We start from the raw sequence: 14,058 nt of genomic DNA on the forward strand, positions 1-14,058 counted from the left end.
ATAAAATAAAAAATGGCTGTTTAAAAATTATATCAAACAGCCATTTTTATATAAAATTTAATTCAAAAATTATACGTGTAGCGCACGATTATCGGTTGCGGCAAGAGCGGCTTCCTTAACGGCTTCAGCATAAGTTGGGTGAGCGTGGCTCATCCTGGCAATATCTTCAGCAGATGCTCTATATTCCATTGCAGTTACAGCTTCAGCAATAAGATCGGCGGTACGAGCACCAATCATATGCACGCCTAAAACCTCATCGGTTTTTTCATCGGCTAGAATTTTTACAAATCCGTCTGTATCTCCACTCGCTCTGGAACGTCCAAGAGCACGCATTGGGAATTTTCCTTCTTTATACTTTATTCCTTCTTCTTTAAGTTCTTCTTCGGTCTTCCCTACCGCAGCAACTTCTGGCCAGGTATAAACAACACCCGGAATTAGGTTATAATCTATATGCGGTTTTTGACCGGCGATAGTTTCAGCAACAAAAGTTCCTTCTTCTTCGGCTTTATGAGCCAGCATTGCACCACGAACCACATCGCCAATTGCATAAATATTATCTACATTGGTTTGTAAATTTTCGTTTACCTCTATCATTCCTTTATCGGTCACTTTAACCCCGGCAGCATCGGCATTTAACCCATCAGTAAAAGGTTTACGGCCTACAGAAACAAGACAGTAATCTCCTTTAAATTCTACTTCCTTATCTTTCTTATCGTCAGCTTTAATAATGATTTCGTCTCCTTTACGCTCTACCGATTTCACTTTGGTAGAAGTATGGAATTTTACGCCTTGCTTCTTCAGTACTTTTTGAAGTTCTTTAGACAGTGCGCTATCCATTGTAGGTATAATTCGGTCTAAAAATTCTACCACGGTAACCTCAGCTCCCAAACGGCGATAAACCTGACCTAATTCCAGGCCGATCACTCCGCCACCAATCACAATCATGTGCTTGGGTATTTCCTTAAGCTTTAAAGCCTCGGTAGAAGTGATAATTCTTTCTTTATCTAACTCGATAAACGGAAGGTTTGCAGGTTTTGAACCTGTAGCTATAATGGTTTTCGCAGCTTCAATGGTTTCGGTTTCACCATCGTTTTTCTCAATATTAATGTGGGTTTTATCTTTAAAAGAGCCTACACCTTCAAAAACATCAATTTTATTTTTATCCATCAGGAACTTTACTCCGTCGCAAGTTTGACTTACCACCGAAGATTTACGTTCCATCATTTTCTCAAGATTAACTTTTACTTCCCCGGGAATTTCAATTCCGTGTTCTTCAAAATGTTTTACCGCATCGTGATAATGATGTGAAGAATCCAGCAAAGCTTTACTTGGAATACAACCTACATTAAGGCAGGTTCCACCCAAGGTTGAATATTTTTCTATGATAGCAGTTTTCATTCCCAGTTGCGCGCAGCGTATAGCGGCCACATATCCTCCGGGGCCCGAACCTATAACTGCAACATCATATTTACTCATAATTCTATATTTTATGTTGATTTTTTGACAAAGTAAACACAAAAGTACAACTATTCAGGGCAATGACCAATGTTCATAAAATTATGATTTAGGCTTTAACATAAACTGTTTTCTTATTAACAAACTCCATCATTCCTTCTTTTGCAAGCTCTCTGCCATACCCAGATCTTTTGGTTCCGCCAAAGGGAAGCCTGGGATCAGATTTTACCAGTTCATTTACAAAATAAGCCCCTTCACTGACGTGGCCCGCCATCTCCATAGCTTTTTCTATGTTTTTGGTAAAAACCGTTGTTCCTAAACCAAACTTTGATTTTTCTGAAAGTTCAAATGCTTCTTCTATGCTTTTTGCTTTAATAATTGCTGCAAGTGGGCCAAATGTTTCTTCGTCAAAAGCAGCCATTCCCGGCTTTACATTCCCAAGGATAGTGGGTTGATGAAAACAGTTATCCTGCTCTCCGCCAAGTAGCAACTCAGCTCCCTCTTCTAAAGATCTTTTGACCTGGTTTTGAAGTTGATCTGCCAAATCTTTCCTCGCCAGCGTACCAACCTGCGTAGCATCTTCCATAGTGTCTCCGGGTTTTAATTCGTTTACTGCAACCTTAAATTTTGAAACAAATTCATCGTAAATCCCTTCCAGAAGAATAAAACGTTTCGCTGCAATACAGCTTTGTCCGCAGTTTAACATCCTGGCAGAAACCGCTGTTTTTACAGCACGGTCAATATCAGCATCTTCCCAAACAATAAAGGAATTATTTCCTCCCAACTCCAGTAAACTTTTTTTAATATATTTTCCCGAAAGCTGTGCTACTGCAGATCCTGCAGCTTCACTCCCCGTTAAAGTAACCGCCTGCACAGCCTCGTGGGCAATAATCATTTCGGTTTGATCGTGGTGTACAATTAAATTCTGAAAAACACCTTTTGGATATCCTGCTTTTTCAAAAACTTCTTCGATCTTTATAGCACAACCAAAAACATTGGGAGCGTGTTTTAAAATCCCGGTATTCCCGGCAGTAAGAGTTGGTGCGGCAAACCTAAAAACCTGCCAGAATGGGAAATTCCAGGGCATAATAGCAAAAACACTACCCAAGGGATCGTGCCTTACATAACTATGAGTTGCATCTGTTTTTATTTCTTCTGAAGCAAGAAATTCTTCAGCATTTTCAGCATAATAATCACAAACCCAGGCGCATTTGTTAACCTCGGCTCTAGATTCAGAAATGGGTTTTCCCATTTCCTGGGTAATCATACGTGCATATTCTTCTATATTATCCCTTAAAACCTGTCCGGCTTTTTTTAAAAGGTCGGTTCGGTAAGAAAGCGATGTTTTCTTCCATTCTTTAAAAGCCTTTCCAGAATTATTTAAAACCTCTATGGTTTCCTTTTCCGTCTTAGCCGTATATTTTCCAACTTGTTCCCCATTGTAGGGATTTGTGCTATAAAATTCCATTGTATTTTATTTTTTATGGAGTATTAAATTAAAATTACTCCGAAGAATTTTTAACTAAAAAACCTGGTGAAATAAATAGGAGATATCCTTTATTTATAGCACCAGGTTTAATAGAAAATTGTTTAACAGAAATGCCTAACTCCTCCAGGATTGGGCGTAGCCTGTTCCCATTTTACTCCAGAAACCGGCTACTGCCTGCCAGGATACTTCTCCATTATTAATTATTTTTTCTCTTAATTTTTCAAGATCTCGCTCATTTGTTGATGGGTGAGCCTTAGCCATAGCATTAACCATAATTTCGGTAACAGTTTCCTGCCAATCTACATTTTCAGCATATTGCTCTTCAAACGGATCTTCTACTGTTTGAGCCACTTCAACCTCCTGCTGATTCCACCATTCAGTAGCCACCTGGGCAGGTTCGTAATTTATTAGTTTATAAACTTCCTGGAAGTTTTCAAAACTTTGCTGTACTGAAGTTTCAGGCCAACGAAGTTCTACTTTTCCTTCTAAAGGACGGTAAACCGAAGTAAATAAAGTTCCAAAACCTTCCTTGAATTTTGTATTATATAACGGAGCTTTAAGAAAAGCATCCGCTACTCGTACAGAATTTATATTTTTTTCTGATAGAATTTTTTTCAGAAAAGAAGAGCGTTCCTGGGTTTTATTAAATGCAGCGTTTTCTGGCCAGTCTATAGTTTCCTGATGATTGGTAGTAAAAGCCGCATTAGTAACCAGTGGTGCTTTATCTGGCGCCAGTTGTACGGTTTTAAACTTTCCGGTCCTGTCCACTACAGTTACATTGTAAGACATATGAGAAGGAATTCTGATTAAAGCAGCTACAGCTTCATCTACATTGCTACAAAATTCTAACACGTAACGCAAAATAAACGGAATCCCGAAACCTACTCCTACCTCTTTTCTACCTCCAAAAGTGAGAGAAATGGCCAGGCCATCTTCATTCATTCCGTCTACAACCCCAATAAGACAATCGCTGGTAGCGATTACTTTTTTGCCATTCCAGGAGGTTAGCAATTGAGTTCCTTCCATAAGATCTGGATGAAAATCGTAATTTCTAACCAACTGAATATCTTTGCCTGTAGTAACCGCCTGTGAGCAGCCACTTATATAAGCAGGAGGCTGAAAGCCTGTTAAAAATCTTGCGGCTACCTTATCGCCTTTCACTAATTTGCATAAGCGCTGATAAGTAGGCCACATCTCTGGCATATACTTTTTAAGTGCTTTCTGTGAGGTTTTAAGATCTGGATAATTTGTTGTTCCTTTTGATTTAAGCCAACTTTTATAAGCGGTCCAGTGAGTATTATATAATTTTTGCCATTTGGAACCCGGTTTTCCGGGTTCTGAAATAGCATTAAAATGTAACTGCATTTAGAATGGTTTTTAAATAATATTGATTTATTACTGTGGCAAAGTAGTTTTATTTCCTTTTAATCCAACAAATTCCTCCCATATTATTTAGTTAAAGTTCCTGATAATTTTGGCTTTTTCTTGTCTTCTACCATTTCAGAAGTGTATTGTGCTCTAATAGCTTTAATCCAGTGTTTAGCCCTGTTATTGAGCCTAAAATCATCGGTCATCATACGCCCGCGGCTTACCAGAATTCCCATATCTGCACCTTCATATAAATAATCTCCTTTTCGGGTTATTCGTAAGAAAAACGCTTCATTTTCATTTTCCACTGCCCTACGGTGAGTATCCATCCTGTCAAACTGAATATGGCCGGTATCATACATTCTGTAAATACCAGAGTTTGGTGCATTTGTCACATATTCTATGGTATCTTCGGTATGCTTTATAATAAGCTGGCTCCAGCTATCTATATTTTCCTGGCGGGCCCAACGGTTGTTTATAGCTTCTATATCAAGATCATAATCAATATCCATCCATTCCAGAATATGAAAAACGAATAATGGTGCATCTGCCAGGGCAAATACCGCGTGATTGGTTATAGAACTTGCTCCTGTTACCCGTGGATTTAGTTCTCCTAAATAGATCTCTCCATTATCCTGATCTATTAAGAAATCTAGTTCAAAATATCCTTTATAACCTTCTTCCCGTAATTGATTTCCGAATAATTGGGTATATTCTATCGCTTTATCTCTTAACTCGGGCGTAAAAGCATTAGGATAAATCTCGTTACCACACCAACCGCCTTCATATGGAGTAAGGTCTTTAAAGCCTACAAGTTCTGTCATAAGCGGAGCTACGATAGTTCCATGCCTGGTTACACAAGCTTCTATGGCAGAACCACGGCAACGAATGCGCTTCATTACCTTTACTTCTTCTTCTTTTTCAATTTCGTCAGCGTGTTTTTGGTATTCTTCTTCATTAGAAATAAAGAAAGTAGTATGGCCCGAATCGCCAAAAGGAGTCTGAATTACCAGCTCATTTCCCAGGTGATTTGAAACTTCTCTGAGATGTTCGTAATTATCTACTTTGGTAAGCACATAAGGTACACAGGCCACTCCTGCTTTTTCTGCAATACGATTAGTATTTACTTTGTTATCAAGAAAAGTTCGCATTTCAGCTTTTGGAAACATAATTTCCAGGCCTAATTTTTCTGCAAGTTCTTCCGTTTTTTCATTAAACATAAGAAACATCGCTTTCCCTGCTTTTCCGTTTACAGAACGCGTTTTTAGATAATCCTGAACTTCAGGATGTTGTAATAGGTAATTATTAATGTCTTCTATTCCTTCAAAATCATCATGAGGAATTTCGGTTTTTGGCGAAAAAACATTAGGGTGAAGACCATCAAAACATTCTATATGGCAGATAAATTTGAATCCTTTAATCCACTCATCGGCACCTAAAAGATTAAAATTTGTGGCGCTTATAAAATATAAAGGTTCTTCGTTTTTGTGAAAAGATCTTCGAATATCTGATACTCCCTCTAGCGCATTCTTGCTTTTATATTGTCTTGGAGCATTGGTAGCTAATTTTTTACCGGTGGCCTTAGTGCCTCCTACTTCTTTTTTTGTGGTGGTAGTAGTTTTAGGCTTTTTAGCACTCGAAGTTTTAGCAGCTTTTTTCTTTTTTGCTGAAGAAGAACCCGGTGCTTTACCTTGCTGCGCCGTAGAATCTAAAGGCACAGATTTCTTTCCTTTTAATGGCTTTTCTTCGGTAACCTTTAATTTTCGGTCTTTTTTCGCGCTTCGTTCCGGGGAAACCGGTTCTTTTTCAGGCGTTGTTTTTTTTGTATTTGTTACTACCTTTTTATTGGAAGATTTTGGTTTTTTAGATTCCATAATTTTAATTTTTTAAGTTAGTGACCTTTTTCTTCGAATTGTTCCCCATCGAGCCCATAGAACTCACTGTTTTCTGCCGATTTAGCACATTATCCTTAAAAATTCTTAGGCCGAGATCTGCCCGGTAGCCGTGAATTTCAGAAACATCTAATGCCGTAAGAAATCTTATTATTTCTTTGCTTACTACCTGCCCGGGAACAAGCACCGGAAATCCCGGTGGATAAGGAATTATAAAAGATGATGCTACGAGGATGCGGTTTTCTTCCATCGCCGGCAAACAATCGGTTAACGGCATATATTCATAATTTTCTTCGTTGTAAGCGAGGAAAAATGCTTCTCTAATATTACCGCCCGGAACTCCAGGAACGGCCTGAAATGAATGATGGAAATAACTAAAATCTGGTAAGGGCGGGAAATCTTCGGTTAAAGATTTAATTCTATCCCTACGATTGTTTCCCTCTTTCTGGCTCAGGGTTTTGAATTCCTGATCCAACTCATCGGCTATTTTTAATAATGCGTTGGTTAAATAAGTTACACTCCCCCTTGTGGTTCCAATATTCGTCATAAACAAAACCGTATTTCGGGAAGTTTTATTAATCTGAATATTAAATTTATCCATTAAATATCGGTTCTTAAAAGTATCTCCGTCTACACCCGTTCTACCTATATGCAAGGTGATTTTGGTTGGATCTAAAACAAACTCATCCTGCTCCCAGGCGGTTTCCATCCTGTTCCAACCTTCCTTTGAATTATAATATTCCTTTATGCCCGATTTACGATGTTGCTTCGGAATAAAATTTCCTATGGTTAAAACATCAAAATATTTCTTCAGTTTTGGATGGTCGTTAATCTTTGCTCTTAAGACCATAGCTAATTCTATACTTTTTTCTACCAGCTCATAGCCTTCAAATTGCACCTGTCTTCTACCCACATCCAACGAGGCAAGCATCTGGTAATTAGGAGAAGTAGAAGTATGCGTCATGTAGGCTTCCATAAATGTATTTTCACTTTTTTTACGGAAATCTTCATCCCAAATATGGATCATAGAACCCTGCCTGAAACTACTAAGTGTTTTATGGGTACTCTGCGTAGAATAAACCCTTATTCTAACCTCATCTGGATTTGGAAGGCTCGGTATTTCATTCTTTTTCAGTCCTTTAATATGCGCGTTGTATTCTTCCCGGTAACTGTCGCTTTGGTATTTATTGAATAGCTTTTGAGCTACGAACATCCCCGTACGTTGCTTATAATTGTAGGTAAAACCGGCAAACGCAAACCAGGCTTCATCCCATAGAAAGATCATATCTGGTTTAATGGCCAGAACTTCCTGCATAACTTTTTCAACATTGTAAACAAGTCCGTCAAACGTGCAGTTGGTTAACAACAGCATTTTCACCAAACTTAACCTTCCTGCTTTTTTTAACTGAAGTAATTTTTCTTTTATCTGTTTTAGCGGTACTGCACCATACATAGAATATTCTTCTATAGGATAAGAGTCAAGATAAACAGGATAAGCCCCTGCTAACACCAAGCCATAATGATGCGATTTATGGCAATCCCGGTCTATTAAAATCACATCTCCAGGTTTAACCAGGGCCTGCACTACTATTTTATTGGCGGTAGAAGTACCATTGGTTACAAAATATGTATTTCTGGAACCATAGGCATCGCTGGCCTTTTGCTGCGCTTTTTTAAGCGAACCGGTTGGTTGCAATAAAGAATCTAAACCTCCCGTGGTAGAAGAAGTTTCTGCCAGGAACATATTTCGACCGTAAAAATTTCCAAAATCGTTGATCCATCTTGACTTAAAAACCGAATTTCCTCGTGAAATTGGCATGGCGTGAAAAATTCCGGTAGGCTTTTTACTATAATCTTTTAAGGCCGAAAAAAATGGAGTTTCATAGCGTTCGCTTATTCCCCTAATCACGGTAAGATGTAATTCCTGTAAATCTTCGGTTCTATAAAAAATTCTTCTAAAGGTTTTTAAAGTGCTATCTTTTAAATTACTTAAAGCAGTATCGGTAACATAGTAAGAATCCAGTTCTGGCCTGAATTTTTTTACCATAGTTCCTAAAATTGGACCTAACTCGGTAGGCGGTTTGTAACCATATTTCAATTTTAAAATATTCTGAATAAAAGGTTTGATTACCGGAGTAATCTTTTTTGAATGATAAGGAGGCGCATAGCGAATTACAACCGCCTGGATATTAAAATTAAACTGAAGCGCAATTAAAGCATCTTCAAAAGAACGTTGTACCACAATTCCATACGCAAATTGTTCATTAGAAAGGCGCATTTCTTTTAGGTCGTGCCTAAGTTTATTTTCTTCTGCCTGGGAAATATCTTCCACAAACATGACTTCAAAATAATTTTTCCTGGCCACCTCGGTATATTCTCCTTTATCGGTAAGGTCTGCTCCTGGATCTTCATCTTCCAAAAAATCTGGATTGCTTCTATACCGATCACTTACCAGGTTCTTTGTAATTTCTGCTATTTTATGGGAAGCCGCAGTATGTTCCTGCCTATCTAACATTTCGCGTAGCGTATCTATACAGGATAAACCCGGAAATGCGAAAAAGCATTCTACACCCTCCAATTCCTTGAGTAGTTGCCGAAGATTTTTCTTATGTTTTTTTTCATCTTCTGAGCCTCGAGGGGAAGAATGAAGTTTAGTCGACTCACTTTTTAAGGTGTTCCAGGATTCTACTCTACATTGAGCGATATTATAATAATGTGCACTATCTAATTTTTTCTCTGGCATAATTATTCTTTTGAGTGTAAAGCGAGTTTATTCCCTTCAGAATCTATGAAAATGGCAAAATAACCCGATTCAGGATTAATCAGGGTTTTGGTCATCACGATTCTTCCCCCGGCTGCTTCAACTCTATTTAAAATACGGTTTAGATCTTTGCCGGCATTGAGATAAAGCAAGGGCCCTATTATTCCCGGAATAGAATTTGGACCTGTAACAATGGCCCCTCCAATCCCCTTTTCTGCCGGGAAAAATGCCATCGCATAATTTCCGTCAAATTGAGTTTCCATATCCATATTAAAAATACGGTTATAAAAATCTACCGCCTGCTGGAAATTAATTGCAGGAATTTCAAACCAGCTAATAAAATCCTTTAGCGTTTCTTCCTGTTTTTCTTTTTTCTTCTTTTGTGATGTTCCTCCCATAGTTCCTGTTTTTTAATTATGCTCCAAAACCTTTATATCCTGTAGGATTTTCAGGTGGTTCATATTCGTGTTCTTTCATTTTTAACTTGGCAAGATTATCTAATCTCGTAGGCTTTATAAGTGGCCCAAGGGAATTGAGATACGGCAATTGAGTGCCTTTTTGATAAATATTGAAATCACCTATATGATCTCTAAAACTTTTTAATGGTTGTCCCAGTCGTAAAACTCCTAGCTCCCGGCTTCTTTTTACCCTATTAATATTGAGTTCTAGCGGAAAAATTTCCTCGTTGCCCTCGGCCTGGTAAATTACCCGGCCATCGGGTCCACAAACCAGTGATCTTCCATTTCCGCCTGATTCCAGTCCGTTAACATCAAAGAAATAACACTGATTCACCGCGGCCATAGCCCTTACAATTGATAATTCTATATCCCTGTCTATAGTACCAGTCATGGTGGGGTGTAAAATTACTTCGGCTCCCATAACTGCGAGGGTACGCACAGTTTCGGGAAACCACATATCGTAACAAATAGATATACCAAATTTTGCCACTCCCGGGACGTCAAAAACGCAGAAACCAGAACCCGGAGTTACTCCTACTTCGTAAGGATAAAAAGGAAACATTTTGCGATAACGCGTAACAATTTCCCCCTGAGGGTTTATTACTGTAGCGGTATTATAAATTTTACCTTCGCTTTTTTCGAATATAGAACCCGGTAATAACCACACCCCGTGTTTTTTAGCTGCGGCCTGCATCTCTTTTTCAAAATCTCCCGGTATTTCCTGTGCATTATGAGTTAAAGGGCCGTAGCCACATAATTCACTAAAAACTACCATATCTACCCAGGGGTAAAGGCTCATGGTAATATCAAGTTTCAACTTCATCATCTCGACATTTAAGGCGACTGCCGAAACTTTCATCTGTATTCCTGCTATTGCAAATGGATTCATATATTTTTATTTCTTATTACCCGTAGAAAATATTTTCACGGATTTTATGTATTTAGTTTATTATCAAACAACTACTAATTAATTTAATTCAAAAATGAGCACAAAAGTGTCACTGTATCTTATTTTTAGAAAATTCAGTTTGAAAAAATTTAGGTATGCTTTTTTATTTGATTTTCAAGAATATCCAGGGCACTATTTAATTGTTCATCGGTGATTACAAGAGGGCATAATATTCTTATTACATTTTTAAAGGTACCTGCGCTTATAAGTATTAAACCATTTTCTGCGCATCCTTTTACAATTTTAGCACAAAGTTCTGTATGGGGTTTTCCGGGGTCGTTATCCTTAATAAATTCTATTCCAATCATAGCACCTAATCCTCTTACATCACCAATTTCAGGACATTCTTTCCTGAAATTTTCCATTCTTTCAGTAATGAGCTTACCTATATAGATTGCTCGCTCGTTTAGGTTTTCATCTTTCATTAATTGAATAGTGGCAAGGGCGGCTGCACAACAAACGGGGCTCCCAATATAAGTGCCACCAATGGTTCCCGGTTCAGCAGCATCCATAATTTCAGCTCTTCCAAGCACAGCGGCAATAGGAAGCCCGGAGCCCATAGATTTTGCATAAGTGCTAATATCTGGTTGTACACCGTAATGCTGCCAGCTGGCCCAATGGCCTGTACGGCAAAAACCACTTTGAATTTCATCAAAAATTAATAAAACTCCGTGTTCATCACAAAAGGAACGCAAGCCTTCCAGGTATTTCTGCGGAATTGGATTAAACCCACCTTCTCCCTGAATTGGCTCAACAATAATAGCAGCAACGCTATTTATATCTACCATACTATGGGCGCTTTCCTTAAGTCTCTTTAACTCTGTCTCTACAAACTCCTCCATACTTTGGGTACCGTGATATTTGTAAAAATTGGGAAAGGGAATTCGGTAAACTTCCGGAGCAAATGGCCCCGAAGAAAATTTGTAGTTCACTTTACTGGTTAGACTCATTCCCATAAGCGTACGTCCGTGGTATGCCTCGGTAAAACAAATTACCGCGGGTCTTTTTGTGGCCTGCCGGGCAATTTTAATGGCATTTTCTACGGCTTCTGCGCCCGTGCTAATAAGCATAGCTTTGGTTTTCTCTCCATGCGGAAGAATTTCAGCCAGTTCTTCACAGAGTTGAATATAAGACTCATAGGTCACCACGTTAAAACTGGTATGTAAGTACTTTTCAGCCTGTTCCTGTATAGCTTTCACAACAGGTTCGGGACAATGGCCTGCGTTTACCACACCAATCCCCCCGGCAAAATCTATATGTTCTTTTCCGTCTACATCGGTAATTATTGCACCTTTTGCCTTTTTAACTGTGGCTGTATTGAAAACACCAACTCCGTTGGCGACAATGTTTTTTCTCCTGTCAAGGAGCTGCTGAGATTTAGTTTGCTCTTCAGTCATAAAATATTTGGTTGTTCAGTTGAATGGTTAATCTAAAACATACAAAAAGCGAGAAGGAATAAATAAAAGCCCCACTTTTTTTCGATGCTTGTTAATATACAATATTATTTTCTTATTTCATACGGCTTTCTTACTGAAAACCAATTAGAAAGAGCTTCTAACACTGATATTTGGAGAGAAAAACTGAAGAATTATTAAATGAAAACAGAAGCTAAAAAAATCTTATATTTTACTAATATTCAATTATTTATAGATTTCAAGAAAGCACTTCTTAAAGTAAAAATAAATACTATTCAATTAAAACTTACTTCCTGTAAACTATTTTAAATATTTTGTGATCTTATTGTTGTTTTTAATAATAATTTAACTAAAATACTATAAAGGTATAGCTGTAGTACTTTTCACCGGACTTATAATAAAAGTACTTTGAGTACTACCAATGTGATCTAAATTAGTGAGTTTGGTCACCATAAATTCACGGTAAGCTTCCATATCTTTTACAATAACTTTCAGGATATAATCATATTCCCCACTCACGTGATAGCATTCCAAAACTTCAGTAAGTTTTGTAACCTCACTTTCAAATTTCGTTAAATAAGACCGGGAATGCTGAATAAGTTTTATCTGGCAAAAAACCATAAAATTCTTTTCCACTTTATCTGGTGAAACAAGTGCCACATATTTAGAAATCACCCCTTCCCGTTCCAGGCGTTTAATTCTTTCAAAAACCGCAGTAACCGAAAGTTTCAGCTTGTTGGAAATCTCTTTATTAGTCATTTTACTATCCTGCTGAAGATGTTTTAGAATATGCAGATCTTTTTGGTCTAATTTCATAAAGAAAATTTTTCTACGCTTAATTACTAAAATAAGCAATTAATGATTATAAATCTAATAAATATCACATATATAGTTTTATTTACCGAACTAAACCATACCCATTGATTTTAGTTCTATTAGTGTGTATTTTTGAGAGAACTATAAATTTGATAAAGATGAAATATCAACCTGCAGATAATATCCAGGACCTTCAGTATTTTGGCGAATTTGGAGGAGTAAATCCTTCAATTTCCGATTCCTCTACTTACACTTTTCTTTCGGCAAAAACCATGTTCGATACGTTTGAAGGAAACTCAGAGGGTTGCTACCTTTATTCCAGGCATTCTTCACCTTCAAATTTATATTTGGGTGAAGCCCTTGCCGCAATGGAAGGTACCGAAACCGCAAATGTAGCTGCCAGCGGGATGGGCGCTATCACTTCTACCCTGCTTCAGCTGTGCCAGGCCGGCGATCATATTGTCTCCAGCCGAACTGTTTACGGTGGAACTTATGCGTTTATGAAGAATTTTATTCCGAAGTTTAATATCAAAACCTCTTTTGTAGATATTACAAATCTTGAAAGCGTTGAAGCTGCCATCACCAAAAATACCAAAGTGCTTTACTGCGAATCGGTAAGTAATCCGCTTTTAGAAGTTGCAGATCTTGAAGCTTTAGCAAAAATCGCCAAAAAGCATCAACTCACTTTCGTGGTAGATAATACGTTTTCACCACTTTCTATTAGTCCGAAAGAATTGGGAGCCGATGTGGTAATCCATAGTCTAACTAAATTCATTAATGGTAGCAGTGATACGGTTGGTGGCGTTACCTGCGGAAGTCAGGATTTCATCAACGCGCTTCGTAGTGTTAACGATGGTGCTAATATGTTACTTGGTCCAACAATGGACAGCATGCGAGCGGCTTCGGTTTTAAAAAATTTAAGAACACTCCATATTAGGATAAAACAGCATAGCCATAATGCTATGTTTTTGGCTAAAAAATTCCAGGAGGACGGCTTAAGAACGGTTTACCCCGGATTAAAAACACATCCCGGCCACGAAACTTTTAAAAAGATGATGAATGAAGATTACGGTTTTGGTGGTTTATTGACCGTAGATGTGGGTAGCCTGGATAAAGCCAACGCGCTAATGGAACTAATGCAGGAAAAAAACCTTGGTTACCTTGCCGTAAGTTTAGGTTTTTACAAAACCCTGTTTAGCGCACCCGGAAGCTCCACATCTTCTGAAATCCCAATCGAAGAGCAGGAAGAAATGGGCCTAAGCAACGGACTTATTCGTTTTTCTATTGGTTTGGATAATGATATAGAACGAACTTATAAAATGATGAAATCCTGTATGGCTGAAGTGGGTATAATGGATGAGGAGATGGTTTAATAAAGAAGAAAGTCCGAAAATAAAATCGTTTAAGGGTGATAACATTTTCGGACTTTCTCTTTTTTGTATATTCACAAAAAAT

At 38.0% G+C, this 14,058-nt stretch carries 10 protein-coding genes; 1 reads left to right on the plus strand and 9 read right to left on the minus strand.

Annotation, left to right across the window (positions count from 1 at the left end):
* Positions 1-69 precede the first annotated feature (69 nt).
* The 9 genes from lpdA to AACZ30_RS04630 all read right to left on the minus strand — a co-directional run bounded on the left by lpdA (position 70) and on the right by AACZ30_RS04630 (position 12,603).
* The gene (gene lpdA, locus AACZ30_RS04590) at positions 70-1,476 is read right to left on the minus strand and encodes a dihydrolipoyl dehydrogenase (protein WP_208225978.1); all 1,407 of its coding nucleotides are present in this window, start codon (positions 1,474-1,476) and stop codon (positions 70-72) included.
* A gap of 88 nt (positions 1,477-1,564) precedes the next feature.
* Positions 1,565-2,923: an NAD-dependent succinate-semialdehyde dehydrogenase gene (locus AACZ30_RS04595; protein WP_339647980.1), complete on the minus strand. Its 1,359-nt coding sequence runs from the start codon at positions 2,921-2,923 to the stop codon at positions 1,565-1,567.
* Between the two features lie 135 nt (positions 2,924-3,058).
* A complete protein-coding gene (locus AACZ30_RS04600; RefSeq protein WP_339647981.1) occupies positions 3,059-4,309 on the minus strand; it encodes a C45 family peptidase in 1,251 nt (416 codons plus the stop codon).
* Between the two features lie 83 nt (positions 4,310-4,392).
* Positions 4,393-6,186: a biotin carboxylase gene (locus AACZ30_RS04605; protein ID WP_339647983.1), complete on the minus strand. Its 1,794-nt coding sequence runs from the start codon at positions 6,184-6,186 to the stop codon at positions 4,393-4,395.
* Between the two features lie 4 nt (positions 6,187-6,190).
* A complete protein-coding gene (locus tag AACZ30_RS04610) occupies positions 6,191-8,947 on the minus strand; it encodes an aminotransferase class I/II-fold pyridoxal phosphate-dependent enzyme (RefSeq protein WP_339647984.1) in 2,757 nt (918 codons plus the stop codon).
* A gap of 2 nt (positions 8,948-8,949) precedes the next feature.
* Positions 8,950-9,363 (minus strand): VOC family protein, encoded by a 414-nt coding sequence (locus AACZ30_RS04615; RefSeq protein WP_208225983.1) that lies wholly within the window; start codon positions 9,361-9,363, stop codon positions 8,950-8,952.
* A gap of 16 nt (positions 9,364-9,379) precedes the next feature.
* Entirely contained in the window at positions 9,380-10,312 is a 933-nt protein-coding gene (locus AACZ30_RS04620; RefSeq protein ID WP_339647986.1) for a carbon-nitrogen hydrolase family protein, read from the minus strand.
* Between the two features lie 149 nt (positions 10,313-10,461).
* Positions 10,462-11,769 (minus strand): 4-aminobutyrate--2-oxoglutarate transaminase, encoded by a 1,308-nt coding sequence (gene gabT, locus AACZ30_RS04625; protein ID WP_339647987.1) that lies wholly within the window; start codon positions 11,767-11,769, stop codon positions 10,462-10,464.
* Positions 11,770-12,144: 375 nt separating this feature from the next.
* Positions 12,145-12,603: an Lrp/AsnC family transcriptional regulator gene (locus AACZ30_RS04630; protein WP_339647988.1), complete on the minus strand. Its 459-nt coding sequence runs from the start codon at positions 12,601-12,603 to the stop codon at positions 12,145-12,147.
* A gap of 158 nt (positions 12,604-12,761) precedes the next feature.
* On the opposite strand from AACZ30_RS04630, the gene AACZ30_RS04635 reads away from it, so the two are divergent.
* Positions 12,762-13,976 carry an aminotransferase class I/II-fold pyridoxal phosphate-dependent enzyme gene (locus tag AACZ30_RS04635; RefSeq protein WP_339647989.1) on the plus strand — a complete coding sequence of 405 codons (1,215 nt, stop codon included), beginning with the start codon at positions 12,762-12,764 and terminating at the stop codon, positions 13,974-13,976.
* The last annotated feature ends 82 nt before the right edge of the window (positions 13,977-14,058 follow it).

This window comes from uncultured Salegentibacter sp. (assembly GCF_963972535.1).
In the GTDB taxonomy this organism is placed as follows: Bacteria; Bacteroidota; Bacteroidia; order Flavobacteriales; family Flavobacteriaceae; genus Salegentibacter.

What these genes read in the sequence shown, in the direction of transcription:
- lpdA (WP_208225978.1), bottom strand. Translation starts at nt 1,476, where the DNA reads ATGAGTAAATATGATGTTGCAGTTATAGGTTCGGGCCCCGGAGGATAT.
- AACZ30_RS04595 (WP_339647980.1), bottom strand. Translation starts at nt 2,923, where the DNA reads ATGGAATTTTATAGCACAAATCCCTACAATGGGGAACAAGTTGGAAAA.
- AACZ30_RS04600 (WP_339647981.1), bottom strand. Translation starts at nt 4,309, where the DNA reads ATGCAGTTACATTTTAATGCTATTTCAGAACCCGGAAAACCGGGTTCC.
- AACZ30_RS04605 (WP_339647983.1), bottom strand. Translation starts at nt 6,186, where the DNA reads ATGGAATCTAAAAAACCAAAATCTTCCAATAAAAAGGTAGTAACAAAT.
- AACZ30_RS04610 (WP_339647984.1), bottom strand. Translation starts at nt 8,947, where the DNA reads ATGCCAGAGAAAAAATTAGATAGTGCACATTATTATAATATCGCTCAA.
- AACZ30_RS04615 (WP_208225983.1), bottom strand. Translation starts at nt 9,363, where the DNA reads ATGGGAGGAACATCACAAAAGAAGAAAAAAGAAAAACAGGAAGAAACG.
- AACZ30_RS04620 (WP_339647986.1), bottom strand. Translation starts at nt 10,312, where the DNA reads ATGAATCCATTTGCAATAGCAGGAATACAGATGAAAGTTTCGGCAGTC.
- gabT (WP_339647987.1), bottom strand. Translation starts at nt 11,769, where the DNA reads ATGACTGAAGAGCAAACTAAATCTCAGCAGCTCCTTGACAGGAGAAAA.
- AACZ30_RS04630 (WP_339647988.1), bottom strand. Translation starts at nt 12,603, where the DNA reads ATGAAATTAGACCAAAAAGATCTGCATATTCTAAAACATCTTCAGCAG.
- AACZ30_RS04635 (WP_339647989.1), top strand. Translation starts at nt 12,762, where the DNA reads ATGAAATATCAACCTGCAGATAATATCCAGGACCTTCAGTATTTTGGC.